We start from the raw sequence: 26,847 nt of genomic DNA, 5'->3' as shown, positions 1-26,847 counted from the left end.
CCTGCCTCCTTCACGCCGCCCGCACGCGGGTGGTCTCGACCACGTTGCGCAGATAGCCGGCGGGGTTCCAGCGCGGCTCCATCGGTTGCGTGCCGCCATCGTTGCCTGTGGCCCGGACGCGCAGGGCGTGCTCTCCCGGTGTCACATCGAGTTCCGTCGTCCAGGTCCGGAAGGCGTAGCGGCCGAGATCTTCGCCCAACTTGGCGGGGCGCCAAGTCTTACCGTCGTCGGCTGAGACCTCGACCTGCCGGATCCCCGAGCCACCGTCGAAGGCGATGCCGCGTAAGCCCACCAGCCCGGCCTTCACCTGTGCCCCGTCGCTCAGATTGGTGAGAAACGAGCGAATGGTGAATCGGCCGATGGGGATGGTCTTGTCCGGCGCCTTGCCGGGCTCGGTGCAGCCGCACGCGTTGTCCGGGATGCGGTAGGCGGTCTTCATCCAGAAGCCTTCGAAGGGCTTGTCGAGGACGGTGATCGCGTTGAGGTGCTTGACCCAGTACGTCCCGTAATAGCCAGGAACGACGAGGCGCAGAGGGAAGCCGTTGAGCCAGGGCAGATCCTGCCCGTTCATGCCCCAGGCCAGCATCACTTCCCCATCACGGGCGTGATCGAGGGTGAGCGCCTTGGCGAAGTCCGGTGTCTCGGGGAGCACCGGCCCGTCGAGCCCCTCGAACGCGACCTGCACGGCCCCGGCCTTCACCCCGGCCTTGTCGAGCACCGTCTTCAGGGGCACGCCGGTGAAGCGGGCACAGCCCATCGCGCCGTTGGCGAGCTGCCCGCCGGCAACCCGGGGGTCGAAGAAGCCGCGGGAATTGCCGGAGCATTGGTTGACCGCCACGACCTCGGTGCCGGGCATCGCCTTCAGGTCGGCGAGGGACAGGGAGAGCGGGCGCTCCACCTGCCCACCGATCTCCACCCGGAAGGCCGCCGGGTCGATCCGGGTCGGAATGTCCGCGAGGTGGTAGCGCACGAAGAAGGCGTCGTTCGGGGTGATCGCGCCGTGATCGAAGACCGCGAAGGGTGTCTCCAGCTGCGGTGGCCGGGCGGTCATCTGCAGGAGCGGGCGTTTACCAGGATAGGCTACAAGGGGCCGCTCGCCGTTGCCGAACGGAAGCTGCACCACCTCTTCAGCGGAGGCCGGACGAAGGCCGAGGCCAGAGGCAGCGAGCGCGAGTCCACCGCCTGCCAGGATGCCGCGCCGGGTGGGAGCTTGGTTCATCGGGACCTCCTCGAACCGTTACCGTGGTTTGGCGGCCGGGAGACCCAACCGCCAGCCGCATTCTTAGGCGACCTGCGGACGGACGCTGCCGCCCGAGGGATGCCGGGGCGCCTCCTCCAGAAGGCGACGTCGGTGAATCCGGGCAATCCATATCGCCGACAGAGCGCTCACGATGCCCGACAAGGCGCAGTAACCGCAGACGAGCCAGGGGTTGGTGGGGCCGGAATACTGCAGCAGGGCCGTGGCGATGATCGGCGTCAGGCCGCTCGCGAAGATCCCGGAGAATTGGTACACGAACGAGATGCCCGTGTAGCGGACCCTCGCGGAGAACAATTCCGAGAACAGGGCTGCTTCCGGCCCATAGATCGCGGCGTAGAAGATCCCGAACGGGATGATGATCGCGAACCAGATCGCCCGGATGTCCTCGGGATGGGTGACGAACACCCAGAAGGCCGGAAAGGCGGCGAAGCCCGAGATCACGGCGCCCCAGGCGAAGACCTTCGTCCGTCCGAGCCGGTCGGACAGCCAGCCGAAAAATGGAATCGTCGCGCACATCACGATCGCGGCGGCGGTCACGCCGAGCAGCGCTTCGGTGCGCGGCACCTTCAGGGTCTGCGTCAGGTAGCCGATGGCGAAGACGGCGAAGATGTTGAACACCACGCCGTCGACCATGCGGGCGCCCATACCGGCGACGATCTCGGCCGGGTAGCCCTTCATCATCGATACGAAGGGGATGTCCGCCTCGCGGTTCGCCTGCTTCACCTTGGCGAATTCGGGCGTCTCCATCACGTTGAGCCGGATGTAGGCGCCGACCGCGACGAGGACGACGCTGAGAAGGAAGGCGATCCGCCAGCCGTAGGACAGGAACTGCTCCTCGGTCAGACCGTAGGACAGGAGCGCGACCACGCCGGAGGCGAGGCACAACCCCAGCGCAAGACCGATCTGCGGGATGCTGGCATAGAAGCCGCGCTTCTCCTTCGGCGCGTACTCGAAGGCCATCAGCACCGCGCCGCCCCACTCACCGCCGAGCCCGATCCCCTGCAGTACCCGCAGGAAGAGCAGCAGGATCGGAGCGGCGACGCCGATCTGCGCGTAGGTCGGCACGAGACCGATCAGGAAGGTCGCGACGCCCATCAGCATCAGGGTGATGACGAGCATGCTCTTACGGCCGACCTTATCGCCGAAATGCCCGAAGATCACGCCGCCGAGGGGCCGTGCGATGAAGCCGACGGCGAAGGTCGCGTAGGCAAGCAGGGTCGAGACGAGGGGGTCGCTCACCGGGAAGTAGAGCTTGTTGAAGACGATGCCGGCGACGACCCCGTAGAGGAAGAAGTCGTACCACTCGATCGTCGCCCCGATCAGCGAGGCCGTGACGACCTGGCCGATCTTGCCCCCGCCAGGCTGCGCTGATCCCTGCTCCCGATACGACATCCGTCCCTCCTCGCTTCGATGGTTTGGCGTTGTCCTCGCATCACGGACGCCTTCACCGGGCGTCTCATGTGAGTTTCGTCGTCCGTTTTCAGGAATGCGCCGGCTCGGCCAGCGGCGCCCCGCGCGGGGTCGTCTTGCGAGCCTGCGCGGCTTCCCGGGCCTCGGCCAGGATCAGGTCCGAGGCCTTCTCGGCGATCATCACCACCGGGGCGCTGGTGTTGCCGGAGACCAGCGTCGGCATGATCGAGCAATCGACCACGCGCAGCCCGCTCAGGCCGTGGACCCGTAGCGCCGGGTCCACCACCGCCGCCGGATCGGTGCCCATCTTGCAGGTGCCCGACGGGTGGAAGATCGTTGCGCCCGAGGCACGGGCGAAGGCAAGGAGACCGGCATCGTCCGTGACTCCGGGACCCGGCTTTTCCTCGGAGAGGATCAGAGGGCGCAGGGCCTGGGTCGCAGCGAGACGCCGGGCGAACTTCATACCCTCGACGGTGCAGCGCCGGTCGGTCTCGGTGGCGAGGTAGTTGGCCCGCATGACCGGTGCCGCGAACGGGTCGGCGCTGCGCAGGGTGACGGTGCCCCGGGATTCCGGCCGCAGCTGACAGACGGAGAAGGTGCAGCCGGACCAGGGATGCGGCTGCCCGCCCGCCATGTCCGCCGAGAGGGTGGCGAAGTGGAACTGCACGTCGGGCGTGCCCGGTCCCGGCATCACCCGGGTGAACAGCCCGCCCTGGTTGATGCCGACCGCGAGGGGCCCGCTCCGAGTCAGGAGCCAGCGCAGGCCGATCCGCGCCTTGCCGAACAAGGTTCGCAGATCGTCGTTCGTGGTGATCGGCTTGGAGAGGCGGTACATCAGGCGGATCTGCAGATGGTCCTGCAGGTTCTCGCCGACGCCGGCGAGTTCGTGCCGCACCGGAATGCCGTGCGAGCGGAGCGCTTCTGCGGGGCCGATGCCCGACAGGAGCAGGAGCTGCGGGCTCTGCAGGGCTCCTGCGGCGAGGATGACCTCCCGCGCCGCCGCGATCTCGACCTCACGAGTTCCGATCCGGGCGCGGACGCCGGTGGCGCGGGAGCCGTCGAGGATCACCCCCGTCGCGTGGGCGTCGGTCTCGACGCGGAGGTTCAGACGCGTCTCGGCCGGGCGCAGATAGGCGACCGCCGTGCTGCACCGGAGCCCGTTGCGCGTGAAGAGCTGGTAGTAGCCCACCCCCTCCTGATCGCCGCCGTTGAAATCGTCGGTGCGGCGGACGCCGAGTTCCCCCGCGCCCTCGATGATCCGCTCAATGAGCTCGTGCTTGTGGCGGATATCGGAGCACCAGAGCGGGCCGTCGCCCCCGTGGGCGGCGCTTGCGCCCCGGGTATTGTGCTCGCTGCGGATGAAGTACGGCAGCACATCCCGCCAGGACCAGCCGTGATTCCCGAGTTCGGCCCAGTGGTCGTAATCGTCCGATTGCCCGCGGACGAAGATCAACCCGTTGATCGAGCTCGAGCCGCCGAGTGTCCGGCCACGGGGCCAGTAGATCGCCCGGCCGTTCATGGCCGGCTCCGGCTCGGTCGAGAATCCCCAGTTCAGGGTCTTGTGAACCATCGTCTTCCCGTAGCCGATGGGAAGGTGGATCCAGGGGGAGCTGTCCCGGGGGCCCGCTTCGAGCAGCACGACCCTGTGGCGCCCGTCCGCCGACAAGCGGTTGGCCAGGACGCAGCCGGCGGTCCCGCCGCCGACCACGACGTAATCGCAAGCGATGCGCTCGGGCGCAGCCGCGGATGAAGGGTGTTTCCTCAAGATTGTCTCCGTCCCGAGGGTTTGTCTCGAAAAACGGTACGTTATGTTCTATTTGATGAGAGGATTGCCGGTGTGTCAATATGGCTGCCGGTGATTTCACGAGACAGGGCCGAACCCTCGATACGGGGCTTACGCCGAGCGGCAGGGAGTGGTGCGATGCAGGTGTTCCACCGTGGCGACAGCCTTCGGCACGATCCGGACCGCTACTTCCGGCGCGGCGCGATCGTCGACCATCCCGAGCGAGCCGAGCGCTACGCGGTGCTGCTGGAGGCGGTACGGTCCGGCGGGCACAGAGTGAGCGAGGCGGGGGATCTCGGACTCGATCCGATTCTCGCCATCCACGATGGGGGCTACGTCGCCTTCTTGCGGAACGTCTGGGCGCGTCGAGGGGAATTGCCGGGCTCCACGGACGAGATCCTGACGGGGCACTTCGCCCGCCCGCACATGAACCGGCGGCCGGAGGGCTTGCTCGGACTGATCGGCCTCTACACCGCCGATACGTCGACACCGGTCCGGGCGGGGACCTGGGATGCGATCTATGGCTCGGCGCAGGTCGCCGTCGCGGCCGCCGACGCCGCCCTGACGGGAGCCACCGCCTACGCCCTGTGCCGACCGCCGGGCCACCACGCCTACGCCGATTCGGCCGGTGGGTTCTGCTACCTCAACAACAGTGCCATCGCCGCAGAACGCTTGCGTGCCACGAGCGGCGGCCGGGTCGCCATCCTCGACATCGACGTCCACCATGGCAACGGCACACAGGGCATCTTCTACGAGAGGGCGGACGTGCTCACCGTCTCGGTCCATGCCGACCCGATCGATTACTTCCCGTACTTTGCGGGCTATGCCGATGAGACCGGCGCAGGCGCGGGCGAAGGCTTCAATCGCAACCTGCCCCTGCCGCAGGGATCGGGCGACGCGGCTTGGCTCGCGGCGATCCGTGAAGGGTTGTCCGCCATCGCCGCCTTCGCGCCGACGGCCCTCGTAGTGGCGCTCGGCCTCGACGCGTCCGAGGACGACCCGATTGGCGCGCTGAAGGTGACGAATCGAGGCTTCCAAGAGGCCGCGATGCTGATCGCCGACGCCCAATTGCCTACCGCCATCGTGCAGGAGGGCGGCTACCTGTGCCCCGCCCTCCCCCGCAACCTCGCCGCCTTCCTCGCCGGGTTCGACGGCGGGCGGACTTGAACGCTCCGCGTCTGGCTCAAGCCCCGGCGTGAAGGGCGATCCCGGCCGATTTCGGCACGGGATGCCCGAGCGCGGTCCGCAGCAATTCCGGTAGCTCCCCCGGTGTGTCGGCAACGGCCACGCCTGCTGCCTCCAGGGCTGCGCGCTTGCCCGCGTAGCTGCCGCGATCCCCGGAGACGATGGCGCCGGCATGCCCCATCTTCTTGCCGGGGGGCGAGGCGCGGCCGGCAATGAAGGACACGACCGGCTTGCTCATCCCGGCGGCGTATTTGGCCGCCGCCTCCTCCATCGCCCCGCCGATCTCGCCGACGAGGACAACGGCGCGGGTGCGCTCATCCCGGTCCAGTGCCATGAGCGCGTCGCGGGTCGTGGTGCCGATCATCGGATCACCGCCGATGCCGAGGAAGGCCGACTGACCGTAACCCGCCCGCGTCAGGTTCAGGCAGACCAGGGTGCCCAGGCTGCCGCTGCGGGAGATCACGCCGATCTCCCCCGGCTGGAAGATGTTGGGGTTGTGCCCCGGCATGATCCCGACGAAGCCCTCGCCCGGCGTCACCACTCCGGCAGTGTTCGGCCCCACGATCCGCGTGCCGTGGGCGCGCGCTGCATGGTGGATGGCCAGCACGTCCCGCATGGGGATGTGTTCGGTCAGCACCACCAGAGTTTTCGTCCCCGCCTCGATGGCGTCGATGGCGGCAGCCTTCGCGGCGGCGGGGGGGATGAACATCACCGCCCAGTCGTAGGGCGTACCGGCCATGGCCTCCCGTGCCGTGGCGTAGACCGGCAAGCCGAGATGTTCCTCGCCCGCCCGTTTCGGGTTCACGCCGGCCACCACCGACGTGCCGCAGGCGAGCATCTTCTCGGTCCAGAAGCTTCCTTGCTTGCCGGTGAGCCCCTGGACGAGGACGCGGTCGGTCTGGCGATAGATCGTCATCGGGCTGCCTCCACCGCGGCCTGTACCGCGTCCTCCATCAGGTCGTAGGGCTCGACTCCGAGCCCTTCGCGGACGAGGCGCACCGCCTCGTCCTCGCCGGTGCCGTGGATCGAGAAGAAGACCGGCACCTCCGGGTTGAGGCGCTTCCAGGCCGTCACGACGCCCTCGGCCATCACGTCGGTGCGGGCGAAGGCGCCGCAGAAGTTGACGACGAGGCTCTTCACGCCGGGATTGGCCAGCACGAGCTTCAGCGCCGCCTCCGACTTGGTGTAGGCCTCGCCGCCGATCTCCAGGAAGTTCGCCGGGCGCCCGCCGCAATGGCTGATGACGTCCATCGTCGTCATGGTCAGCCCGGCGCCGTTCGCCAGCACGCCGACATTGCCGTCGAGCTGGATGAACTTCAGACCCTGCTCCGCCCCCTCGCGTTCGAGGGCGCTCATCGGTTCGGGCGAGGCTCCGGTGGCGAGGTCCGAATTCCGGAACGCCGCCGAGTCGTCGAGGGTGAGCTTGCAATCGAGGGCGACGACTCGGCCGTCCTCCAGAAGGGCCAACGGGTTGATCTCGATCAGCTCCGCATCGACGCCGCCGCCGACCCGGTAGAGAGCGGGAAGGATCGCTTCGATTTGCTCCCGTGCCGGCCCGAGGTCGAGCCCGTCGAGGAGGGCGCGGGCCTCCGTCTCACCGAAGCCGTCGTCGAGATCGACCCGGTGGCGGCGCAGCGCGTCGGGTCGCGTGGCCGCGACCTCCTCGATGTCCATGCCCCCTTCGGTCGAGAACAGCACGAGGGGCGTGCGGCTTTCGGTGTCGGTGAGGATCGCGGCGTAGAACTCGCGGGCGATGGCCGCGCGCTCTTCGAGCAGCACCGACTCGACCCGGTGCCCGTCGATGGTCATCCCGAGAATGGCGGAGGCCACTTCGCGTGCCTCGTCGGGATTCATGGCCGCGCGGATGCCGCCGGCTTTGCCACGCTTCCCGGTCGGGACCTGCGCCTTGACCATGCAGGGTCCGAGTTCCGCCGCGGCGACGGCCGCATCTTCCGCGGTCACGCAGTGGATGGCTTTCGGGACGGGAATGCCGGCAGGGGCCAGCACCCGCGCTTTGGCGACATGCTCCAGAAAGTTCATCGCGCGTCCTCCCGATGACCGATGGCGTCCCAGTGGGGACCGAACAATTCGTCTTCGCTCGGTTTGTCTTCGGGGATCGGCGTGACGAGGTGAGTAATATTGAGGAAGTGGCGGTAGCTCAGGTTCTCGGAGATGCTGTTCTTCTGCCAGGAGCCGCAGCCCATGCTGAGGGTGAAGCCCAGGCCGGAATTGAAGCCGCCGCCATTGCCGAAGGTGTGGGCGAAGTTCACCAGCACCCGCACCACGTCGAGATCTTCGGCGAGCTCCCGGGCGCGGGCCATATCGGTGGTGTGGATGCCGCAGGAATGGCCCTTGCCCTGGTGGTCGAGGATCGCCGCGACCGTCCTCTTGGCGTCGGCGAAATCCTTTGCCCGGTAGACGGTGAGCACGAGGGCAAGCTTTTCGCCGGAGAACGGGGCGCCGCGCCCGATCCCTTCCTCCTCTACGAGAAAGTACTGCTTTCCGTTTGCCGCCGGGGGCAGATCGAAGGCGCGGGCCAGAACATCGGCGTCCTTGGCAATCAGATCGCGGTTGAGCTTGCCCCGCACCCACAGCCGCTCGGCGATGCGCTGCTTCTCCTGGGGCGTGCACAGATAGGCCCCGGCCCGTTCCAGGGCGGCGATGGCTTGGTCGTAGACCGCATCGACGATGACCACCGCGTTCTCGGAGGAGCAGGAGGTCGAGTTGTCGAAGATCTTCGAGTCGCGGATCTTCGCAGCGGCGGCGTCGAGATCGGCGGTCTCGTCGATCATCACCGGCACGTTGCCCGCGCCGACGCCGATGGCCGGCGTCCCGCTAGAATAAGCCCGGCGGACATTGTCCTGCGAGCCCGTGACCACAACGAGGTCACAGGCGCGCATCATCGCCTCGGTCGAGTCCTTCGTGACTGGAGAGGGGATGATCTGCACGAGGTCGGCGGGGAGCCCGATGGCTTCGAGTTCGGCGCGCATCAGTTCCACCACGCGGGCGGTGGTGCGGTAGCCTAGCGGCGACGGGGCGATGACGATGGCGTTGCGGCCCTTGATCGCCATCATGGCCTTATTGACCGGTGTGGCGCCGGGATTGGTCGAGGGCGTCACGGCCCCGATCACCCCCATGGGCTTGGCGTATTTCACGAGGCCGCGAGCCTCGTCGCGCTCGATGATGCCGACCGACTTGGCCCGCAGGAGATCGCGCAGGGTCCCGAAGGTCTTGCGTTGCTTCTTGACGATCTTGTCCGCGACGTTGCCGAGGCCGGTATCGGCCACCGCGAGTTCCGCGACCTCTTTCGCATTCTCCGGCTTGTACAGGGACCAGGCGATGGCCCGCACGGCGGCGTCGGCGCGAGCCTGGTCGACGTCTGCGAACAGGCGGTGGGCGGCCCGGGCCCGTTCCATCACGGCGGCAACGGGATCGTGGGCGGCCGGATCATCCGGCATGGCGAGGGGCATGACAGCGGCAGGCGACATGGCGCGCTCCTTGGTGTGGAGGATGTTTCGGGTCGGGGTGGGACGGCGCGGGGCCGGGGCCGGTCAGGCGGTGGGCCTGACCGGGACGGGACGGGTCAGGACAGGCTCGTCCTGGGGGGCATCCACGAAGGGCTCGTTCGGCCGCATCCGCAGGGCGAGGCCGGCGCCCAGGAGCAACAGGCCCAGCGAGGCCATGAACGGCAGGTCCCAGCGGCCGGTCATGTCGATGATCAGCCCGAACACGACGGGGGAGATCATGCCGGCGAGGCCGAAGCCGAAGTTCATGAAGCCCGAAGCGGTGCCCGAATACTGGGGCGCGATGTCCATCGGTACCGCCCAGATCGGCGCGACGATCAATTCGGCGAAGAAGAATGCGCCGGAGAGGCAGAGCGTGATCGTCAGGAGGTCGGTGGTGAACAGCACCGGCAGCATGAAGGCGAAGGCTCCGAGGAAGCCGACGACGATGACGCTGACGCGGGCCTTGGAGACGTCTCCCGTACGCCGCAGGATCTTGTCGCTGACGACGCCACCCACCGTATCTCCGACGACGCCCGCGAAGAACACGCCCGAGGCGAAGACCGCGGATTTCTTGATGTCGAGATGATGTTGATGGAGGAAGTAGGAGGGGATCCAGTTGAGGAACAGCCAGAGGGTCCAGCCGTAGCAGAAGTCCGTGAGCGTCACGGGAAGCATCCGGCGAAGCAGCGGCCCCCACGGCACCGCGCGGCGTTCGCCCGCGATCTTCACCGGCGGCAGGACGGCGATCTCTTCCTCCGTGACGCCCTTGTGGTCCCGGGGATCGTCACGGAAGTAAAACCACCACAGGCCGACCCAGGCGAAGCTGATCACGCCGATGATGATGAAGCTGTCACGCCAGGAGAGCGCGACGATCAGGAAGGCGATGAGCGGCGGTGTCAGGGCGTTGCCGAGCCGGGCGGCGGCATGGGTGATGCCCTGCGCGAAGCCCCGCCGGTCAGCGGCCATCCAGTTGGAGAGCGCCCTGGTGGCGGTGGGGAAGGCCGAGCCCTCGCCGATGCCGAGGAGGAAGCGGGCCGCGACGAGGGACATCGCTCCCTCCACGAAGCCGATCATGATCGTGGCGGCGGACCAGATCGCGCCGCAGATCAGAAGCGTCTTGCGCGGTCCCAAACGGTCGCCGAGCCAGCCGCCCGCGATCTGGAAGAAGGCGTAAGGATAGGCGAAGGCCGAGAAGGCGAGGCCTAATTCGACGTTGGTAAGCCCCAGTTCCTTTTGCATGGCCGGGGCCGCCGTGCCGATGTTTACCCGATCAATGTAGGTGATCAGGTACATCAGGCAAATGACGAACAAGACTTTGTCCGTCGCCTTGAAGCGTACGAGCCGTAGCATTCCGCCCTCCTGAAGTGGAGGCGCCTGAGTTTTCCTGATTCGACCGCATGCGATGGCGTGCGGGTCACGAGAACCCGGCGTCCTTGCCTCACGTTTCCACCGTGATCGACGCGAGGGAACCGGGTCTTATGCCCGGCTTCAGGGTCCCTCACCGTTCGATAGACTCACGCTAGCCATTGCGTCCGGGCAGGAGAAATCTATTCTCTTCATCCCGATCATTCAGAAAATTGATCGATATGATTCCGGATCTTGAGATTCCCCTGTTGCGAACCTTCGTGGCGGTGCACGATACCGGGAGCATCACGCTGGCCGGAAAGCAGGTCGGGCGGACCCAACCGGCGATCACGCACCAGATGCACCGGCTGGAGCGGGCGCTGGGCCGCCCGCTGTTCGACGGCGAGCGGCGGCACGGGGCTCTGACCCGCGACGGGGAGGTCCTTCTGGCCTATGCCCGCAAGCTCCTCACCCTCAACGATGAGATCCGCGACCGCTTCCAGGGGCCTGACATCGCAGGACGGGTGCGCCTCGGCGTGCCCGATCTCTACGCCGCCTTCCTGCTGCCCTCGGTGCTCGCAGGCTTCGCAAGGGTCTATCCGCAGGTGGAGATCGAGTTGCGCTGCTCGCGCAGCAACCAATTGCGCGCGGCACTCACCCGAGAGGAGATCGATCTCGCGCTGATGACCAAACAGCCGGATCAGGAGGGCGGCGTCATCGTGCGGGAGGAGCCTCTGGTCTGGGTGGCGGCGCGAGACTTCGACCTCGACTCAGGTGCGCCCCTGCCCCTGGCGCTGCTGCCGCCCGGTAGTCTCTATCGGCAATGCGCCCTCGACGCTCTCGGTGAGAGTGGACGCAGCTGGACGATCACGGCGGTGAGCGACAGCATCGCCGGACTCCAAGCGGCAGTCCGTGCGGGGCTCGCCGTCTCGATCTTTCCCCTCTGCGCGGTGGATGGCGAGGTGCGGCGCCTCACGGTTGCCTCGGGGCTACCGGACCTCCCCGCCCTTCGAATCGTTTTGCAACGCAAATCGGGCGAGGTCTCTTCGGCCGTCGAACACTTGGCGCAGTATATCCTGTCGGAACTCGGCAGCATCAGCGGCTGACCGCCTCCTCTGCTTCCCAAGCAATCCGGCAATGCGGCAGCGCGACGCGATTGTTTTTGCAGCGCAACAGGACAGATGGTAGTTCACTTCACCGAGTGACGACCCTTCCGGCTGCCATGAACCATCTCGAACGCGTGCGTGACATCCTGCCGATCCTCGCCGCGCTCTATGCGATGGTGATGGTCGCGAATATTCATGCGGGCCCACGCCTGATGTTGCCTGCCAGCACGGGTATCGACGCGGAACGCGTGGTCGCGGGCCTCAAGTGGCACATGCTCGAAATTGGCCGGAACGAGCAGAACGAAGCCCTGCTGTTTCCGGGAAACTAGAGCGGTTTCGGGAAAACCTGGATCACACGGCGCCCCCGTCTTTGCGAGCGTCAGCGAAGCAATCCAGGGTCGCGCGACTTGGCCAAACGTGGCGAATCCCTGGATTGCTTCGCGTGCGCTCGCAAAGACGATCAAGTCGGCGATCCAGATCAAACCGAAAACGCCCTAACGCCCCGCGTCGATGACATCCCAGCCGCCATTGCGGACGCAGTGAAGCAATCCAGGGGGCGGGTCGCTGCCCTGAATTGCTTCGCATTGCTTGCAGTGACGTGAAAGTTCGATGTCGACGGTCAGACCGGCGGGCGCTGTGGGCGCATGTCCGACTTCTCGATACCGGCGATCGGAACCGGTTTCTTCATCGCATCACGCCGGAAGGGCTCGCCGAGTTCCTGGTTCAGGATCACCTCGATGAAGGTGGTGATGCCACGTCCCTGGTCCTCGCCAGCCTGCTGGATCGCCTGGGTCAGGTCACGAGTGTTGTCGACCCGGACCCCCTTGAAGCCGCAACCCTCGGCGATCTTGGCGTAGCTGAGCTTGGGGTCGAGTTCGGTGCCGACGAAGTTGTTGTCGTACCAGAGCACAGTGTTCCGCTTCTCCGCGCCCCATTGGTAATTGCGGAAGATCACCATGGTGATCGGCGGCCACTCGTCCCGGCCGATGGAGGTCATCTCGTTCATCGAGATGCCGAAGGCCCCGTCCCCCGCGAAACCGAAGACCGGCGTATCCGGCTGGCCGATCTTGGCGCCGACGATGGACGGGAAAGCGTAGCCGCAGGGACCGAACATGCCCGGCGCGAGGTATTTCCGGCTGCGCTCGAAGCTCGGATAGGCGTTGCCGATGGCGCAGTTGTTGCCGATGTCGGTCGACATGATCGCGTCGCGCGGCATCCCGGCCTGGATCGCCCGCCACGCCTGGCGAGGCGACATCCGATCGCTGTCACGGGTCTGCGCCTCCCGATTCCACGTCGTGCCCGGATCGTCGTCCTCGTGATCGAGGGAGGTCAGGGCCTGTGCCCAGGCCGACTTGGTCTGATGAATCAGTGCCTTGCGCTCCTCACGGCCCGCATGTCCGGCGTCTGAGGTGACCTGCTCCAGAAGCTGCCGGGCGACCTGCCGCGCGTCGCCGCAGATGCCGACCGTGATCGGCTTCGTGAGCCCGATGCGATCGGGATTGATGTCGACCTGGATGATCTTGGCCTGCTTCGGCCAATAGTCGATGCCGTAGCCCGGCAGGGTCGAGAACGGGTTGAGGCGGGTGCCGAGCGCCAGCACCACATCGGCCTTGGCGATCAGCTCCATCGCCGCCTTCGAGCCGTTATAGCCGAGCGGGCCGACCGCCAGCGGATGGCTGCCGGGGAACGAATCGTTGTGCTGGTAGCCGGAGCAGACCGGAGCATCGAGCCGCTCGGCGAGCGCCGCCGTCTCGCGCACCGCGTCGCCGATCACCACGCCCGCGCCCGCCAGGATCACCGGGAACTTGGCGCTCGAAAGGATTTCGGCCGCGTCGGCGATGGCCTGACGCCCACCCGCCGGACGCTCCAGGCGCACGATCTGCGGCAACTCGATATCGATGACGTGGGTCCAGTAATCCCGGGGGACGTTGATCTGCGCGGGCGCGCAGCCCCGCCACGCCTTCTCGATGACTCGGTTCAGCACCTCCGCCACGCGGGACGGATCGCGCACCTCTTCTTGGTAGCAGACCATGTCCTTGAACAGGTTGAGCTGTTCCACTTCCTGGAACCCGCCCTGGCCGATCGTCTTGTTGGCCGCCTGCGGCGAGACCAGCAGCATCGGCGTGTGGTTCCAGTAGGCGGTCTTCATCGCGGTGACGAAGCCGGTGACGCCGGGGCCGTTTTGGGCGATGGCCATCGCCATCTTGCCGGTCGAGCGGGTGTAGCCGTCGCAAATCAGGCCCGCATTCGTCTCGTGAGCACAGTCCCAAAACGTGATGCCGGCTTTCGGAAAGAGGTCCGAGACCGGCATCATGGCCGAACCGATGATGCCGAAGGCGTGCTCGATGCCGTGCATCTGCAGCACCTTCACGAAGGCTTCTTCCGTGGACATCCTCATGGCGCGCTCTCCTGGCGTTTTCCCTGGCGTTTCCCCGCACCGGCCCGTACCGGGCCTTCCTGCGACCCTCGCCTGGGGGACGTGATCCAGCCTCTCGACGGAGTGTCCCCACCCGGTGTCGCAGCGCCCCACTCGCCGTCTCGACCCAGGGAGCGCTTGCAGGCCATTCATGGACGCACATTCGAGGCGCTGCAACAGAAATCTCGTTTTTTTGCTTTGAACGTTCTGATTTTTGGAATAAAGGTCGAACTGAGATGGACGAAGCCGCCGAGTCCTCACCCGCCCTCAAGGCCTTCGGCCTGCTGGAGGCGATCGCCGCCATGGACCACGCCCCGACGCTCGCGGAACTGACGGAGGTCGCCAACCTCCCGAAGCCGACGCTTCACCGCTGGCTCACCATGCTCGAAGGGGCGGAACTGCTGCGGCGGCTGCCGGACGGACGGCGCTACGAGCTCGCGGCGCGCTCCACCTCGCTCGCTTTCGCCATCCTCTCGAACAATCCCGGTTCGATCCGCCGGCACCAGATCCTTCAGGGCGTCGTCCGAGATCTCGGAGAATCCTGCAATCTCACGGTGCTTCAGGGCGGAGAGGTCATGTATCTCGACCGCGTCGAGGCGGCGGCCCCCTTGCGGGTCGCCTTCCAGAAGGGCTCCCGCGTGCCGGCGCATTGCTCGGCGAGCGGCAAGCTCTTCCTTGCGCTCATGCCGCGCAGCCGCCGCGAGCGCCTGCTCGCGACTCTGCCGCTCGACCGCTTCACCGCCAACACCCTCACGGAGCCGGGGGCGCTCGAGGCTGAGCTGCAGCAGATCAAGCGGCAGGGCTATGCCCTCGACGACGAGGAGTTCCTGACCGGGCTCTTCTGCGTCGCGGTGCCGATCCTCGACAGGGACGGGCGCGATTGCGTCGCGGCCCTGGCCCTCCAAGCCCCGGTGGTCCGCCTGTGGCGGGAAAACGCCCCCGAGCGGCTGCCCGTGCTCCGCGCCGCCGCGTCCGCGCTGGCGGCGACACTCACCTGACAGCTCAGGAGAATTCCATGAACATGCTGCGCGTGGCGCCTTCCTATCCGAGGCTCGACGACCTCGCGCAGCGGGCCCGGGCCTCGGGGGCGATCAAGGTCGGAGTGGTCTACCCTTGCGAAGCCTCTGCTCTGGCGGCGACGTTCCAGGCGGCCGATCTCGGCTTCATCGATCCGGTGCTGATCGGCCCTTCCGCGGCGATCCATCGACTGGCGGAGGAGGCGGGCCTCGCCCTCGGAGAGCGGGAGATCGTGGAGGCCGCCGATCCCCTGGCCGCCGCCCGGCGGGGCGTAGCCTTGGCAGGCGTGGGTGAGGTCGCGGCGCTGATGAAGGGATCGCTCCACACCGATGAATTGCTCGGCGCGGTGGTCGGCCGGGATAGCCCCCTGCGGATGGGCCGCCGCACCAGCCACGTCTTCTGGTTCGACTGCCCCGCCTACCACAAGCCGCTGATGCTGACCGACGCGGTGGTGAACATCGCCCCCGGACTGATGGAGAAAGCCGACATCGTGCGCAACGCGATCGACCTCGCGCATAGGCTCGGCAACCCGATGCCGAAGGTCGCGATCCTCGCCGCCGTCGAGACCGTGAACCCTGCCCTGCCCTCGACGATCGACGCCGCCGCCCTGTGCAAGATGGCCGATCGCGGCCAGATCACCGGGGCCGTCCTCGATGGTCCGCTCGGCTTCGACAACGCCGTGTCACTGACTTCGGCGACCACGAAGGGCATCGTCTCCCTCGTCGCGGGCGAGCCCGATATCCTGGTGGTTCCGAACCTCGATGCCGGCAACAGTCTCTATAAGTCGCTGGTCTATCTCGGCGGCGCCGCCTGCGCTGGATTGGTTCTGGGAGCCCGGGTGCCGATCATCCTCACGAGCCGTGCCGACTCGGTCCAGGCGAGGATTGCCTCCTGCGCCCTCGCCACCCTGGCCGCGGCCGAAGATCGGGCTGGCTAGGCCGACGGCACTGTCCGTGCGCTGCTTGGGTTCGGGGGATCGCGGGGACCGGCATCGCATGGCTGGGCCCAGCTTTGCGAGAGCTCGGTCGAGAAGCGTAGCAATCGGGGAGGGTCGTGTGCACGCTCGTGCTCGACGGGGAGCGGCGCTTGCCGCTCACACCCCTTTGAGCAGCCACCGCAGCGGCAGGGCGATGGCGGTGAGGCTCGCCACGCTCATTGCCCAGATCAGCACGAACCAGCCGAGCTTGCGCATCAGTGGTACCCCGCTTCCGCCGTGACCTTGCCGCGGAAGAGCCAGTACACGTAGGCCGTGTAGGTCAGGATGAGCGGCACCAGCACGGCCGCGCCGTAGAGCAGGAAGGCCTGCGACTTCGGGGTCGTCGTCGCCTGCCAGATCGTGACGCTCGGCGGCACGATGTAGGGCCACATGCTGATGCCGAGCCCGACATAGGACAGCAGAAAGACGCCCAGCGCGCAGAGGAAAGGCGTGACCTCCTCGCGCCGCTCCAGGGCATGGGCGAAGCGCCACGCCAGGAGCCCGACCAGGATCGGCACCGGCGCGCCGATGAACAGGCCGGGCAGGCCGAGCCAACGATCACGGAAAGGCGCGCTGATCGCCAGCATCGTCGCCGAGACCACGGCGATGAGGATGAGTGTCGCCACCGCCAGCGGCTTGGCGAGGTTGTAGGCGCGGATCTGCAATTCGCCGTTGGTCTTCCAGATCAACCAACACGCTCCGAGCGAGCCGTAGCCCACGACGAGCGCGAGGCCGGTCAGCACCGAGAACGGCGTCAGCCAATCCCACCAACCGCCCGCATAGGCGCGGCCCTCGATCTTGATGCCCTGCACGAAGGCGCCGAGCGCGATGCCCTGGCAGAAGGCGGCGACGTAGCTGCCCCAGGAGAAGGCGCGGTCCCACCAGAGCTGCCCGCGCGGCGTCGCCATGCGGAAGCGCATCTCAAAGGCCACGCCCCGGAACACCAGGGCGAGCAGCATCAGGATCAGCGGCATGTACAGGGCGGGGAGGATGGTGGCGTAGGCCAGCGGAAAGACCGCGAACAACCCGCCGCCGCCGAGCACGAGCCACGTTTCGTTGCCGTCCCAGACGGGGGCGACCGAATTCACCATCACGTCGCGCTCGGCCTTGCCGCGCACCGCCGGGAACAGGATGCCGAGGCCGAGATCGAACCCATCCATCGCCACGTAGAGGAACACGGCGGTGGCGATGAGGATCGCCCAGATGAGGGTGAGATCGAGTTCCATCGTGGGCTCTCCTCACTCGGCCGGTTGCAGGTGAACGTCACCTGCCAGGGCGGGCGCCGGGGTGATCCCGGCCGTACGCACCGGCTGGCCGACGGGCGGGCCGGATTCGTGGGGGCGCGGCGTCTGGTTGAACAGATGGAGCAGGTACCAGATGCCCGCCCCGAACACTGCGAAGTAGACTAGGGCGAAGGCCGCGAGCGAGGCCGCCACCGCGGGCGCAGCAATGGGCGAGACGCTGTCGGCCGTGCGTAGCAGACCGTAAACCGTGAAGGGCTGGCGACCGGCTTCCGTCACCACCCAGCCTGACGTCACTGCGATCAGCCCCGAGGGCCCCATCGCCACGGCGAAGCGGTGCAGCCAGGGCGTCTCGAACAGGCGGCCCTTGGAGCGCAGGTACAGCGACCACAGCCCGAGGCCGATCATCAGCATCCCGAGCCCGACCATCACCCGGAAGGCCCAGAACACCAGCGGCAGGTTGGTCGGCCACGTGTCGCGCGGCAGGTCCTTCAGCCCCGTGACCTTCGCGTTCAAATCATGCGCGAGGTAGAGGCTCGCGAGGCCGGGAATGCCGATCTCGTACTTCGTCTCGGCGGCTTGCGCGTCCGGCCAGCCGAACAGGATCGAGGGCGCGCGGGTTACGCTGTCGAAATGGCCCTCCATCGCCGCCACCTTGGCCGGCTGGTGGTGGTAGCTGTTGCCGCCGTGGAGATCGCCGAGCACCATTTGTACTGGGGCAACGAGGGCCGCCATCCACATCGCCATGGAGAACATCAGCCGGGCGCGGGGATTGGTCCGGTCGCGCAGCAGATGCCACGCGCCGACCGCGCCGACGATCATCGCCGTCGTCAGGTAGGCCGCCGTCACGGTGTGGGCTAAACGGTAGGGGAAGGACGGGTTGAAGACCACCGCCCACCAATCCTCGGGCACGAAACGGCTTTCGGCATCGAGGACATAGCCGGTTGGCGTCTGCATCCAGGAATTGGCGGACAGGATCCAGAAGGCGGAGATCAGCGTCCCGAAGGCTACGAGGCCAGTGGCGAGGAAGTGCAGGCGGGGGCCTACGCGCTCCATCCCGAACAGCATCACCCCGAGGAAGCCCGCCTCCAGGAAGAAGGCGGTGAGCACCTCGTAGCCGAGCAGCGGTCCCAGGATCGGACCGGTCTTGTCCGAGAAGACCGACCAGTTGGTGCCGAACTGGTAGCTCATCACCAGCCCCGACACGACGCCCATGGCGAAGGCTACAGCGAAGACCTTCAGCCAGTAGCGGTAGGTGTCGAGATAGACCGGCTTGTCCGTCGCCAGCCAAAAGGCTTCCAGCACCGCGAGGTAGCTTGCCAGCCCAATGGTGAAGGCCGGAAACAGGAAATGCCAGACGACCGTGAAGGCGAACTGGCTGCGCGCGAGATCGAGCGCGCTCGGGAGATGGTCGACCAGCATCGGATCGGTCCCTCATAGGGATGGCCCGCGGGACGGCCCTGGAGGCCGACTCGCGACGCATGTTGTTACCTCGCGCCGATGCCGTCTTATGTCAATCCATGTTTTTGTTAGACGTCATTTTCCGAATATGTAAAGATATATCGAGCTGAAGTTGTTAGTGGATCTCTTAGTGCCACTTCTAGGGGCATCGCTTTATGAATTCAGAAAGCAATGATTCGGGCCTCGTCAAACCGCCTCCGGCGTGCCCCCCCATCATCGGTGACGCCGCGCCGAACTTCCGCGCCCGCACCACGATGGGCGTCCGCACCCTCTCCGCCTATCGGGGACGCTGGCTCGTCTTCTTCTCGCACCCGGCCGACTTCACGCCGGTCTGCACCAGCGAGTTCGTCGCCTTCGCCAGGGACTTCGACGCCTTCCAGGCGCTGGATTGCGATCTGCTCGCCCTGTCCGTCGACAGCCTGTCCTCGCACCTCGCTTGGCAGCAGAGCATCGAGCAGCGTTTCGGCGTCCGGGTGCCGTTCCCGATCGTCGAGGATCCGGCGATGGGCATCGCCCGCGCCTACGGCATGCTGCCGGCGGGGGCGACCTCTACGGCGACGGTGCGCACCACCTTTGTCATCGATCCGGAGGGCCTCGTGCGCGCCTCGCTCGCCTATCCGCTGACGGTGGGGCGAAGCATCGATGAGATCTTGCGTCTGGTGCAGGCGCTGCAGGCCAGCGATGCGGGCGACGTGTCGACGCCGGAGGGTTGGCGGCCGGGCGAGCCAGCGCTGATGAACCCGCCGCTGACGAGCGACGAAGTCGGTGGCTGTGGCATCGATTGGTACTACCGCTTGGACAACGCATGATGGCAGCCGGAACCGACGAGGCGCTGGCCGGGCCTGCCGCCGATCTGCTCAAGCTGGTTGCCAACCCGAACCGATTGCGCATCCTTTACCTGCTCGCCGAGGAGGAGTGTTCGGTCTCGGAGATCGAGCAGCGCCTCGGCATCCGCCAGCCGACGCTGTCGCAGCAGCTCGGGGAACTGCGCAACGCCGAGGTCGTGGCCACACGGCGGGAGCACAAGGTGGTGTTCTACAGCTTGAGCGATCCGCGCCTCAGCGCGCTCCTCGCCGCGATCGAGGACATCCTGATCCTCGACCGCCCGCAGCGACGGGCACCCGTGCGGACGGCCGAGGCGCGGGCCCGCGCCCGCGACCGCGCCTTGGGGCAGGCGGCCCAGTTCGGGTCGGTCGGAGACGAGCCATGATCACGTTCCTCCCACCGCTGGCAGGCGGGGCCCTGATCGGCGCCTCGGCCGCCTTGCTGCTGCTGGCCAGCGGGCGCATCGCCGGAATCAGCGGCATCCTGGGCGGCCCGCTCGGACCCTCCGTGCGGGGCCGGGTTCGGCCCCGGCCCGGCGCAATGGGTCGGGTGCCTGCCCGCATAGCGAGGCAGTCTCCTGGCTTTCAGAGTCGAGTGGTCAACGCTGTGAGCCAATCCGGCGAGGCGTTGACCAGGGCAGTCTCGGCCGCCTTGTCGAGCCCGGTGGCGATCATCAGGCCAGTGGCCACGAGGATCAGGCCGAGGACCGCCTTCAGCCCCTTGCCGAGCCCCATCATCCGGTCGCGCCAGCGCATCAGCACTTCGCGGGACAGCGTCCCGAGCAGAAGCAACGGCAGGGCCGCGCCGAGGCCGAACAGCAGCATCGTCAGCGCCACCGTGCCGAGGTCGCGCCCCTGCGAAGCCAGCAGCGAGGCCGCGCCGAGCGTCGGCCCGACGCAGGGGCTCCACACCGCCCCGAGCAGGAGCCCGACGCCGAATTGACCGGCGAGCCCGCTCGTGGAGAACCCACCGAAGCGGCGCTCTGTCCAATCGCTCACCGGCCCCGCCGCCGCCGCGAGGCGGGTCTGCGTGATGGGTACCATCAGCACGAGGCCGACAAGTATCAGCAGGATCGCCGCCGCCACCCGGAACACGCCCGCATCGAGGCCGATGGCGAAACCGATCGTCGCTACGAACAGGCCAATGACGACGAAGGACAGGGCGAGCCCGGCCGCCAGCGCCGCCGGGCCGAGCCGGTGCTCGGAGGCCGCCGCCCCCAGCACCAGCGGCAGCAGGGGCAGAACGCAGGGTGAGAGCACCGAGAGGATGCCGGCCAGGAAGGCGAGGCCGAGGGTTGCGACCATGGCAGGCGTCAGATCGCCTTGCCGAGCCGAGCCGTGCGCAGTTTGGCAGCGCGCAGGTCGACCCCCGAGAGATCGAGGCCGGAGAGCAACTTGTCGTGCAGGTCGATCGGCTTGCCGTCCGTCGCCTTGATCATCGCCTCGATGTCGGCGCGGCTCACCTCGGCCTGGGTCATGGCGGGGGATGTCATGTCCGCTCCAAGCAGCAGACCCTGCTCGGCGGCAGCGGGTCCGACGACGAAGGCGGCGAGCAGGACGCTCAGGGCAAGGCGGCGCATCGTGTCACTCCCGAGGGGCCCGCGCAGGGACGGCCTCCATATCGTTTTCGTTCACGAGCGAAGTTATACCGGAAGATGGCGGTGCATGTCGGCTGCTCCATCGCCACGGTCAGCCATGTCGCGAAGGTCGATCGCGCACCGGGTCCATTCCCATCGAGCCGGAGCGGAGGCGGGGACCATCCAAACTTGATCCGTCGCCCGTTCGCACGAACAGCGAATGCGCTCGGCAGCTCGCCGCGCAGACCTGGTGGGGGATTGATCGGCCTTCCTGTCGGGAGACGTCGCGGTCCGTTTTCGGGTATGGAGTCGCGGATTTCATCACGAAGCGTCGATCTTGGAGCAGATTGAAGACTGTGCTGGCCCGGATCGGGGCAACCATGTGCCCCTGAGCGCAGACGAACTCAGGCATATCCTCGATGAGTCGGGCATCTGTACCTGGGTGCTCGATGTCGCGACCGGCCGAGTCACGGTCTCGCCAAACTGCGCGGGCCTGTTCGGTGTCCCGGTCGAGCGCTTGGCCTCCTTCGAGGAGACTCAGGCGCTGGTCCATCCGGACGACCGGCCCGTCAGGCAGCAGGCCATCGGACGTGCGCTCCGGGAGGGCGGCGGCTACGAGGTCGATTACCGGGTCGCACGCCCGGATGGGACGACCCATTGGCTGCGGTCGCGCGGCACCGTGCGGACCGGGCCGGATGGACGGCCGTCCCGGCATCGGGGCGTGATCTTCAGCATCCACGAGCGGCGGCTGGCCGAGGATGCCTCGCGTGCCCGCGAGGCGCACCTGCGCTCGATCCTCGACACCGTGCCGGATGCCATGGTGGTGATCGACGAACAGGCTCGGATCAAGTCGTTCAGCGTCGCCGCCGTGCGCCAGTTCGGCTACGAGCCGCTAGAGGTGGTCGGCCGCAACATCAGCCTGCTGATGCCGGAGCCCTATCGCAGTCACCACGATGCCTACATGGCCCGGTACCTGACCACGGGTGAGCGTCGCATCATCGGAATCGGCCGCGTCGTGGTAGGCCAGCGCAAGGACGGCTCGACCTTCCCGATGGAATTGTCCGTCGGCGAGATGCGGTCGGGTGGTGAGCGTTACTTCACCGGCTTCATCCGGGACCTCACCGAACGCAATCAGACCGAGACGCGCCTTCAAGAGCTTCAATCCGAACTCGTGCACATGTCCCGCTTCACGGCGCTCGGCGAGATGGCCTCGACGCTCGCGCACGAGATCAACCAGCCGCTGACCGCCATCGCCAGCTATCTCAAGGGCTGCCGCCGCCTTCTCGGGCGGATGGAGGGGCCTGAAGTGTCCCTGCTGTCGAATGCGGTGAACCAGGCGGCCGAGCAGGCCCTGCGGGCCGGGCAGGTCATCCGTCACCTGCGCGAGTTCGTGGCCCGCGGAGAAGGCGAGCGTCACATCGAAAGCCTGCCCAAGCTCATCGAGGAGGCGAGCGCCCTTGCCCTGGTCGGCGCGAAGGAGAAGGGTATCCGCGTCCGCTTCACTCTCGACCCTGATGCGCCGCTCGTCCTGGCTGACCGGATCCAGGTGCAGCAGGTTCTGTTGAATCTCATCCGCAACGCCATCGAGGCGATGCAGGACGCGAGCAACCGCGAACTGACCGTCGCGACGCGGGCGCTTTCCGACGAGGGATTCGTCGAGGTGTGCGTGTCGGATACCGGAACGGGCCTCGCGCCCGAGGTCGCCACCCAGTTGTTCAAGCCCTTCGTGACGACCAAGGCCAGCGGGATGGGTGTCGGCCTCTCGATCTGCCGCACCATCGTTGAGTCGCATGGCGGGAAGATCCAGGCCGGGCCGGGGCCGGATGGCGGGACGACTTTCCGGTTCACCCTCCGCACTCTCGACCGGGAGGAGTTGGCGCATGTCGACTGATGCGCTCGTCCATATCGTTGATGACGACATCGCGGTGCGTCAGGCTTTGGCGTTCCTGCTCGCCACGGACGGGCTGGCCGTGCGCGTGCATGAATCGGCGAGCGCGTTCCTCGCCGAGGTTGCGGAGCCGACGGGCTGCATCGTCACGGATGTGCGGATGCCGGAGATCGACGGCATCGAGTTCCTGCGCCGCCTGCGCCAGCGGGGAGACATGCCGCCGGTCATCGTCATGACGGGGCATGCGGATGTCCCTCTGGCGGTCGAGGCCATGAAGGAAGGCGCGATCGACTTCATCGAAAAGCCGTTCGACGACGAGATCCTGCTCGCGAGCATCCGTTCTGCGCTGGCGCGAGCGGATCGGAAAGCGGGCGCGGCTGCCGAGACCAGGGCGGTTCGGGCGCGTCTCGCCGCCCTGTCCGAGCGCGAGCGGCAGGTGCTGGAAGGGCTTGTCGAAGGCAAGGCCAACAAGGTGATCGGCCTCGATCTCGGCATCAGTCCCCGGACGGTCGAGATCTATCGCGCCCATGTCATGTCCAAGATGCAGGCGGGGAGCCTGTCCGAACTCGTCCGCATGGCGCTCGTTTCAGGGCAAGCCCCCGGCGGCTCATGAGGCAGGGCGCGGTTTGAGGCAGGTCAAGGCAGCGCCCCACGCGTCGCCTTAGGCCATGTCGACACGCCCATGGATGCCGCGATGCGCAAGCGCACTGGACCGGTGCTCATCGTCGATGATGACGCCGCCGTCCGTCATTCCCTGAAGTTCGCCCTGGAACTCGAGGGGCTCGACGTGCGCCTCTATCAAGATGGCGCGGAGTTGCTGCGCGAGGCCGCCCTCCCCCGTACGGGTTGTCTGGTCGTGGATTACTGGATGCCCGGCATGGACGGGTTGGAACTCGTCGGCCAGCTGCGCGACCGCGCCGTCGATCTTCCCGCCATCCTGATTACCGCCAGACCGACGGACGACCTTCACCGCCGTGCCAGCCATGCCGGGTGTCGTGGGGTGATCGAGAAGCCCTTCGAGGATGGAAGCCTGCTGGACGGCATCCGTGACGCGCTCGGCACAGTTCAGGGCCATCAGTAGAATCCCTTAGGGGCGCTCCTTAAGAGAAGGCACGGAATTTCGCGGTCGCCGTCCGGGACGTAGCCATGGTGTCACGTTTCACGACACGGAGGCTCCCATGCAGACCGCTCTCGCCGCCGTCGGCCTTCCACCCGCCCTCGCCACCATCCCGCCGTGTCGGACCCCGTCGTCGCCTGTCGCGGAGGCGAGGAGCGGCTTTCGCCGCACCGTCTCGGCTGAGGAAGAGATCTTCACGGAGGGCGACCGTGCAGGCACGTTCTACAAGGTGGTCTCGGGCGTGGTGCGCACCTGCAGGCTCCTGTCGGACGGGCGCCGCCAGATCGACGCCTTCCATTTGCCCGGAGACATCTTCGGGTTGGAGGCGGGCGCGGAGCATCGCGTCAACGCCGAGGCCGTCACCGCAGCGAAGCTGGAGGTCTATCGCCGCGAGCCCCGCGCCCTGGCGGGCGACGACGGCACGCTGGCGCGGGAGATCGTCGCCTCGATGATGAAGGGGCTGGAGCGGGCGCAGGATCACATGATGCTGCTCGGCCGGAAGTCGGCCCGGGAACGCATCGCAACCTTCCTGGTCACGTTTTCACGGCGCATGGCCTGTGCCGGGACCGCGGTGGACCTGCCGATGTCGCGGACCGATATGGCCGATCATCTGGGCCTGACGGTCGAGAGTGTCTCGCGGGCCGTCACGCAATTGGAGCGCGAGGGTCTGATCGCCCTGCCGCCGAACCGCCGGATGGTGGTCCTGCGGGACGAGGCGGCCTTGGCCCAGCTTGCCGAGTGATTCCGAGTCGAGCTCGGCCCTAGAGCCGTATTCGACCGATTTGAGCCGCCCCCGTCGATGAATTCCCGGCCGTCTTTGCGAGCGCAGCGAAGCCATCCAGGGCGGCGCACCGATCTGAAGCGTCCCGCTGCCCTGGATTGTTTCGCTCACGCTCGCAAAGACGGAGGCAGGTAAGCCACCTTGGTCGAAGACGGCTCTAGTCTATCGATCCAGACAAAGATGTCAGCAGCGTCCGGAAAACGTGATGCAGAGACAATGAGCTCAAGCAGGGACGCATGAACGGAGTGAGTGCGTCCCTGGACTATGAGAAGAGGCTCGTCGCCAGCATAGCGAGGACGGCGAGCAGCATGCAGGCGGTCGCGATCCAGCCCAGCCGAAGGAGCCATCCTCGCACTGCGAAGGCGCCCATGATGTCGGAGCGGGCCGCCGCGAGCATCATCACCGCCATGACCGGCACGGCGATCACGCCGTTCACCACCGCGCTCCCATAGAGCGCCTTGATCGGATCGACCGCGCCGAGGCTGATGACCATGCCGGTCATAGTGGCGAGCGCCCCCGTCCCGTAGAAGGCGCGTGCTTCGAGGGGGCGCCGGTCGAAGCCCACCGGCCATCGTCGTGCTTCTCCGATGGCATAGGCAGCCGACCCCGCCAGCACCGGCACGGCGAGGAGGCCGGTCCCGACGATGCCGAGGGCGAACACCATCGCCGAGAATGGACCGGCCAAGGGCCGCAGGGCCGCTGCGGCTTGGGCCGAAGTCTGAATGTCGGTGATGCCGTGCGGGTGGAGCACGGCCGCTGTCGTGACGATGATGGAGAGTGCCACGAGATTCGAGAAGGTCATCCCGACCACCGTGTCGAACTCGATCCTCTGCAGGGCGCTGCGGCCCTGTTCGGGGGCGTGGAGGAGATCGCGACGGCGCGGGAAGGCCTGGAGATCCTCGGCCTCCTCCGCCGCTTGCCAGAAGAACAGGTAGGGGCTGATCGTCGTCCCGAAGAGGGCGACAAGGGTGGTGAGCCCGCCGCCGCTGAAGTCGATGCGGGGAATCGCCAGGGCCCTCGCCAGATCCCACCACGACACGTTGGCGAGGATCACGACCGCCGGGTAGGCGAGCAGGCTGAGCGTCAGCCATTTCAGGATCGAGACGTAGCGCGCATAGCGCAGGAAGACCTGCATCGTGACGCAGATAACGGCGAAGACGACGACATAGAGCCAGCGTGGTCCCGGCAGGATCAGGTTGAGGGCATCCGCCATCGCGCCGAGATCGGCGCCGAGGTTCAGGATGTTGGCGGCAAGCAGCAGCAGGACGACGGTCTGGAGAAGGCGGTTTGGGTAATGCTCGCGCAGCACGCCCGCGATGCCGTGTCCGGTCGTCCGCCCAATGCGCGCGGAGATCATTTGGACCGCCGCCATCAGGGGCAGCGTGTAGAGCATCGTCCAGCACAGGCCGTAGCCGAATTGCGCACCGGCCTGGCTGTAGGTGGCGATGCCGCTTGGATCGTCGTCGGAGGCGCCGGTGATCAGGCCCGGCCCGAGACGGCTCAAGAGAGGCGGCGTCGATGGCGCCGCCCCCGAAGCCGTAGCCTCCGGGTCGATGACCTCCTCGGATAAACCGGTCGGTGAAACGGTCATGCGCCCTTCACCGATTGAGCTCGGGTCGAAGCCGGTGCTTGACCAACTCACGCCATTTGAAGGGCGAGTTCAACCACCTCGCAGGTGTCCGCCCTGAGCCGCCAGTCGGCCACACCCTCCGCCTTGCAGAGCATCGCCTTGGCCTCATAGGAGGCCGACATCTCGGAACGGGCGGAGACCACCGCCTGACGTTGCAGCACCCGATGCTCGTGGCCGGTATCGTCCGGCAGGGTCTTGTGGAAGGTGACGAGGAACTTGCGCATCTCGTGCCCCGGCTGGTTGTGACCGCCGATGCATAGATCCGGGTTCGCGTGGCGACCTTGATCCAGCGCAAGGAAATCGGCGCCGCCCCTCCCCTTGCGTTGC

General features: G+C 67.1%; 26 protein-coding genes and 1 pseudogene. 12 read left to right on the top strand and 15 right to left on the bottom strand.

Annotation, left to right across the window (positions count from 1 at the left end; translation table 11 throughout):
- Positions 1-10: 10 nt before the first annotated feature.
- The 3 genes from J4O73_RS12260 to J4O73_RS12250 all read right to left on the bottom strand — a co-directional run bounded on the left by J4O73_RS12260 (position 11) and on the right by J4O73_RS12250 (position 4,433).
- Positions 11-1,219, bottom strand: coding sequence for a molybdopterin-dependent oxidoreductase (locus tag J4O73_RS12260; protein ID WP_426217622.1), 1,209 nt, complete (start codon positions 1,217-1,219; stop codon positions 11-13).
- Positions 1,220-1,282: 63 nt separating this feature from the next.
- Positions 1,283-2,650, bottom strand: coding sequence for an MFS transporter (locus tag J4O73_RS12255; RefSeq protein ID WP_426217620.1), 1,368 nt, complete (start codon positions 2,648-2,650; stop codon positions 1,283-1,285).
- Positions 2,651-2,738: 88 nt separating this feature from the next.
- Complete coding sequence (locus tag J4O73_RS12250; RefSeq protein WP_426217619.1) at positions 2,739-4,433, bottom strand: GMC family oxidoreductase; 1,695 nt, start codon at positions 4,431-4,433, stop codon at positions 2,739-2,741.
- Between the two features lie 156 nt (positions 4,434-4,589).
- Between J4O73_RS12250 and J4O73_RS12245 the strand changes: the two genes are divergently transcribed.
- Positions 4,590-5,618 (top strand): histone deacetylase family protein, encoded by a 1,029-nt coding sequence (locus tag J4O73_RS12245; protein WP_426217617.1) that lies wholly within the window; start codon positions 4,590-4,592, stop codon positions 5,616-5,618.
- Positions 5,619-5,634: 16 nt separating this feature from the next.
- Here J4O73_RS12245 and J4O73_RS12240 read toward each other — a convergent pair whose 3' ends face one another.
- The 4 genes from J4O73_RS12240 to J4O73_RS12225 form a co-directional block, all read right to left on the bottom strand.
- Positions 5,635-6,552 carry a succinate--CoA ligase subunit alpha gene (locus tag J4O73_RS12240; protein ID WP_426217615.1) on the bottom strand — a complete coding sequence of 306 codons (918 nt, stop codon included), beginning with the start codon at positions 6,550-6,552 and terminating at the stop codon, positions 5,635-5,637.
- Positions 6,549-7,676 (bottom strand): succinate--CoA ligase subunit beta, encoded by a 1,128-nt coding sequence (locus J4O73_RS12235; protein ID WP_426217613.1) that lies wholly within the window; start codon positions 7,674-7,676, stop codon positions 6,549-6,551. The genes J4O73_RS12240 and J4O73_RS12235 overlap by 4 nt, the downstream gene beginning before the upstream one ends.
- Positions 7,673-9,106, bottom strand: a complete 1,434-nt coding sequence (gene sauS / locus J4O73_RS12230; protein WP_426217743.1) for an acylating sulfoacetaldehyde dehydrogenase — start codon at positions 9,104-9,106, stop codon at positions 7,673-7,675. The genes J4O73_RS12235 and sauS overlap by 4 nt, the downstream gene beginning before the upstream one ends.
- An 81-nt stretch (positions 9,107-9,187) precedes the next feature.
- A complete protein-coding gene (locus J4O73_RS12225) occupies positions 9,188-10,492 on the bottom strand; it encodes an MFS transporter (RefSeq protein WP_426217612.1) in 1,305 nt (434 codons plus the stop codon).
- A gap of 236 nt (positions 10,493-10,728) precedes the next feature.
- Between J4O73_RS12225 and J4O73_RS12220 the strand changes: the two genes are divergently transcribed.
- Together J4O73_RS12220 and J4O73_RS12215 are read left to right on the top strand one after the other, a co-directional pair.
- Positions 10,729-11,592, top strand: coding sequence for a LysR substrate-binding domain-containing protein (locus J4O73_RS12220; protein WP_426217610.1), 864 nt, complete (start codon positions 10,729-10,731; stop codon positions 11,590-11,592).
- A gap of 116 nt (positions 11,593-11,708) precedes the next feature.
- A complete protein-coding gene (locus J4O73_RS12215; protein ID WP_426217608.1) occupies positions 11,709-11,921 on the top strand; it encodes a hypothetical protein in 213 nt (70 codons plus the stop codon).
- A 290-nt stretch (positions 11,922-12,211) separates the two neighbouring features.
- On the opposite strand, the gene xsc is transcribed toward J4O73_RS12215, so the two are convergent.
- Positions 12,212-13,990, bottom strand: a complete 1,779-nt coding sequence (gene xsc, locus J4O73_RS12210; RefSeq protein ID WP_426217606.1) for a sulfoacetaldehyde acetyltransferase — start codon at positions 13,988-13,990, stop codon at positions 12,212-12,214.
- A 254-nt stretch (positions 13,991-14,244) separates the two neighbouring features.
- Between xsc and J4O73_RS12205 the strand changes: the two genes are divergently transcribed.
- Both J4O73_RS12205 and J4O73_RS12200 read left to right on the top strand, forming a co-directional pair.
- Complete coding sequence (locus J4O73_RS12205; protein ID WP_426217604.1) at positions 14,245-15,006, top strand: IclR family transcriptional regulator; 762 nt, start codon at positions 14,245-14,247, stop codon at positions 15,004-15,006.
- Positions 15,007-15,023: 17 nt separating this feature from the next.
- On the top strand, positions 15,024-15,962 hold the full coding sequence (locus J4O73_RS12200; RefSeq protein ID WP_426217603.1) for a bifunctional enoyl-CoA hydratase/phosphate acetyltransferase: 939 nt from the start codon (positions 15,024-15,026) through the stop codon (positions 15,960-15,962).
- A gap of 156 nt (positions 15,963-16,118) precedes the next feature.
- Here J4O73_RS12200 and J4O73_RS12195 read toward each other — a convergent pair whose 3' ends face one another.
- From J4O73_RS12195 to J4O73_RS12185, 3 genes are read right to left on the bottom strand one after another with little or no spacing between them, the layout of a single operon-like run.
- Entirely contained in the window at positions 16,119-16,217 is a 99-nt protein-coding gene (locus J4O73_RS12195; protein WP_426217601.1) for a DUF2474 family protein, read from the bottom strand.
- A complete protein-coding gene (cydB, locus tag J4O73_RS12190) occupies positions 16,217-17,227 on the bottom strand; it encodes a cytochrome d ubiquinol oxidase subunit II (protein WP_426217599.1) in 1,011 nt (336 codons plus the stop codon). The genes J4O73_RS12195 and cydB overlap by 1 nt, the downstream gene beginning before the upstream one ends.
- 12 nt (positions 17,228-17,239) lie before the next feature.
- Positions 17,240-18,664 carry a cytochrome ubiquinol oxidase subunit I gene (locus tag J4O73_RS12185; protein ID WP_426217597.1) on the bottom strand — a complete coding sequence of 475 codons (1,425 nt, stop codon included), beginning with the start codon at positions 18,662-18,664 and terminating at the stop codon, positions 17,240-17,242.
- 194 nt (positions 18,665-18,858) lie between these two features.
- Here J4O73_RS12185 and J4O73_RS12180 point away from each other — a divergent pair, with 194 nt between their 5' ends.
- The 3 genes and pseudogenes from J4O73_RS12180 to J4O73_RS12170 all read left to right on the top strand — a co-directional run.
- A complete protein-coding gene (locus J4O73_RS12180) occupies positions 18,859-19,512 on the top strand; it encodes a peroxiredoxin (RefSeq protein WP_426217596.1) in 654 nt (217 codons plus the stop codon).
- The gene (locus J4O73_RS12175; RefSeq protein WP_426217594.1) at positions 19,509-19,913 is read left to right on the top strand and encodes an ArsR/SmtB family transcription factor; all 405 of its coding nucleotides are present in this window, start codon (positions 19,509-19,511) and stop codon (positions 19,911-19,913) included. The genes J4O73_RS12180 and J4O73_RS12175 overlap by 4 nt, the downstream gene beginning before the upstream one ends.
- Positions 19,910-20,041: pseudogene (locus tag J4O73_RS12170) on the top strand (YeeE/YedE family protein); the annotation flags it as partial. The gene J4O73_RS12175 and the pseudogene J4O73_RS12170, both read left to right, overlap by 4 nt.
- A gap of 71 nt (positions 20,042-20,112) precedes the next feature.
- Here J4O73_RS12170 and J4O73_RS12165 read toward each other — a convergent pair.
- Positions 20,113-20,832, bottom strand: coding sequence for a cytochrome c biogenesis CcdA family protein (locus J4O73_RS12165; protein WP_426217592.1), 720 nt, complete (start codon positions 20,830-20,832; stop codon positions 20,113-20,115).
- 8 nt (positions 20,833-20,840) lie between these two features.
- Positions 20,841-21,107, bottom strand: coding sequence for a hypothetical protein (locus J4O73_RS12160; RefSeq protein ID WP_426217591.1), 267 nt, complete (start codon positions 21,105-21,107; stop codon positions 20,841-20,843).
- 379 nt (positions 21,108-21,486) lie between these two features.
- Between J4O73_RS12160 and J4O73_RS12155 the strand changes: the two genes are divergently transcribed.
- The 4 genes from J4O73_RS12155 (at position 21,487) to J4O73_RS12140 (ending at position 24,851) form a co-directional block, all read left to right on the top strand.
- Complete coding sequence (locus J4O73_RS12155; RefSeq protein WP_426217589.1) at positions 21,487-22,995, top strand: PAS domain S-box protein; 1,509 nt, start codon at positions 21,487-21,489, stop codon at positions 22,993-22,995.
- Complete coding sequence (gene fixJ / locus J4O73_RS12150; RefSeq protein ID WP_426217587.1) at positions 22,985-23,605, top strand: response regulator FixJ; 621 nt, start codon at positions 22,985-22,987, stop codon at positions 23,603-23,605. Before J4O73_RS12155 ends, fixJ begins: the two co-directional genes overlap by 11 nt.
- Before the next feature lie 81 nt (positions 23,606-23,686).
- Complete coding sequence (locus tag J4O73_RS12145; protein ID WP_426217585.1) at positions 23,687-24,073, top strand: response regulator transcription factor; 387 nt, start codon at positions 23,687-23,689, stop codon at positions 24,071-24,073.
- Between the two features lie 97 nt (positions 24,074-24,170).
- Positions 24,171-24,851 (top strand): helix-turn-helix domain-containing protein, encoded by a 681-nt coding sequence (locus tag J4O73_RS12140; protein ID WP_426217584.1) that lies wholly within the window; start codon positions 24,171-24,173, stop codon positions 24,849-24,851.
- A gap of 301 nt (positions 24,852-25,152) precedes the next feature.
- Here the strand turns inward: J4O73_RS12140 and J4O73_RS12135 are convergent, their stop codons facing one another.
- Entirely contained in the window at positions 25,153-26,481 is a 1,329-nt protein-coding gene (locus J4O73_RS12135; RefSeq protein ID WP_426217582.1) for an NRAMP family divalent metal transporter, read from the bottom strand.
- 47 nt (positions 26,482-26,528) lie between these two features.
- Positions 26,529-26,744, bottom strand: a complete 216-nt coding sequence (locus J4O73_RS12130; RefSeq protein WP_426217741.1) for a hypothetical protein — start codon at positions 26,742-26,744, stop codon at positions 26,529-26,531.
- Positions 26,745-26,847: the final 103 nt, after the last annotated feature.

The sequence above is a fragment of the Methylobacterium sp. NFXW15 genome (assembly GCF_049887755.1).
In the GTDB taxonomy this organism is placed as follows: domain Bacteria; phylum Pseudomonadota; class Alphaproteobacteria; order Rhizobiales; family Beijerinckiaceae; genus Methylobacterium.
Note: the sequence above shows the minus strand (reverse complement) of the source record. Positions and strands in the feature narration are given on the sequence as shown.

Excerpts from the sequence above, each read along its gene's own strand:
- fixJ (WP_426217587.1), top strand. The coding sequence starts at position 22,985 with ATGTCGACTGATGCGCTCGTCCATATCGTTGATGACGACATCGCGGTG.
- J4O73_RS12140 (WP_426217584.1), top strand. The coding sequence starts at position 24,171 with ATGCAGACCGCTCTCGCCGCCGTCGGCCTTCCACCCGCCCTCGCCACC.
- xsc (WP_426217606.1), bottom strand. The coding sequence starts at position 13,990 with ATGAGGATGTCCACGGAAGAAGCCTTCGTGAAGGTGCTGCAGATGCAC.
- J4O73_RS12260 (WP_426217622.1), bottom strand. The coding sequence starts at position 1,219 with ATGAACCAAGCTCCCACCCGGCGCGGCATCCTGGCAGGCGGTGGACTC.
- J4O73_RS12145 (WP_426217585.1), top strand. The coding sequence starts at position 23,687 with ATGCGCAAGCGCACTGGACCGGTGCTCATCGTCGATGATGACGCCGCC.
- J4O73_RS12160 (WP_426217591.1), bottom strand. The coding sequence starts at position 21,107 with ATGCGCCGCCTTGCCCTGAGCGTCCTGCTCGCCGCCTTCGTCGTCGGA.
- J4O73_RS12185 (WP_426217597.1), bottom strand. The coding sequence starts at position 18,664 with ATGCTGGTCGACCATCTCCCGAGCGCGCTCGATCTCGCGCGCAGCCAG.
- J4O73_RS12220 (WP_426217610.1), top strand. The coding sequence starts at position 10,729 with ATGATTCCGGATCTTGAGATTCCCCTGTTGCGAACCTTCGTGGCGGTG.
- J4O73_RS12200 (WP_426217603.1), top strand. The coding sequence starts at position 15,024 with ATGAACATGCTGCGCGTGGCGCCTTCCTATCCGAGGCTCGACGACCTC.
- J4O73_RS12225 (WP_426217612.1), bottom strand. The coding sequence starts at position 10,492 with ATGCTACGGCTCGTACGCTTCAAGGCGACGGACAAAGTCTTGTTCGTC.
- J4O73_RS12165 (WP_426217592.1), bottom strand. The coding sequence starts at position 20,832 with ATGGTCGCAACCCTCGGCCTCGCCTTCCTGGCCGGCATCCTCTCGGTG.
- cydB (WP_426217599.1), bottom strand. The coding sequence starts at position 17,227 with ATGGAACTCGATCTCACCCTCATCTGGGCGATCCTCATCGCCACCGCC.
- J4O73_RS12180 (WP_426217596.1), top strand. The coding sequence starts at position 18,859 with ATGAATTCAGAAAGCAATGATTCGGGCCTCGTCAAACCGCCTCCGGCG.
- J4O73_RS12255 (WP_426217620.1), bottom strand. The coding sequence starts at position 2,650 with ATGTCGTATCGGGAGCAGGGATCAGCGCAGCCTGGCGGGGGCAAGATC.
- J4O73_RS12240 (WP_426217615.1), bottom strand. The coding sequence starts at position 6,552 with ATGACGATCTATCGCCAGACCGACCGCGTCCTCGTCCAGGGGCTCACC.
- J4O73_RS12205 (WP_426217604.1), top strand. The coding sequence starts at position 14,245 with ATGGACGAAGCCGCCGAGTCCTCACCCGCCCTCAAGGCCTTCGGCCTG.
- J4O73_RS12245 (WP_426217617.1), top strand. The coding sequence starts at position 4,590 with ATGCAGGTGTTCCACCGTGGCGACAGCCTTCGGCACGATCCGGACCGC.
- J4O73_RS12235 (WP_426217613.1), bottom strand. The coding sequence starts at position 7,676 with ATGAACTTTCTGGAGCATGTCGCCAAAGCGCGGGTGCTGGCCCCTGCC.
- J4O73_RS12195 (WP_426217601.1), bottom strand. The coding sequence starts at position 16,217 with ATGCGCAAGCTCGGCTGGTTCGTGCTGATCTGGGCAATGAGCGTGGCG.
- J4O73_RS12215 (WP_426217608.1), top strand. The coding sequence starts at position 11,709 with ATGAACCATCTCGAACGCGTGCGTGACATCCTGCCGATCCTCGCCGCG.
- J4O73_RS12175 (WP_426217594.1), top strand. The coding sequence starts at position 19,509 with ATGATGGCAGCCGGAACCGACGAGGCGCTGGCCGGGCCTGCCGCCGAT.
- sauS (WP_426217743.1), bottom strand. The coding sequence starts at position 9,106 with ATGCCCCTCGCCATGCCGGATGATCCGGCCGCCCACGATCCCGTTGCC.
- J4O73_RS12135 (WP_426217582.1), bottom strand. The coding sequence starts at position 26,481 with ATGACCGTTTCACCGACCGGTTTATCCGAGGAGGTCATCGACCCGGAG.
- J4O73_RS12130 (WP_426217741.1), bottom strand. The coding sequence starts at position 26,744 with ATGCGCAAGTTCCTCGTCACCTTCCACAAGACCCTGCCGGACGATACC.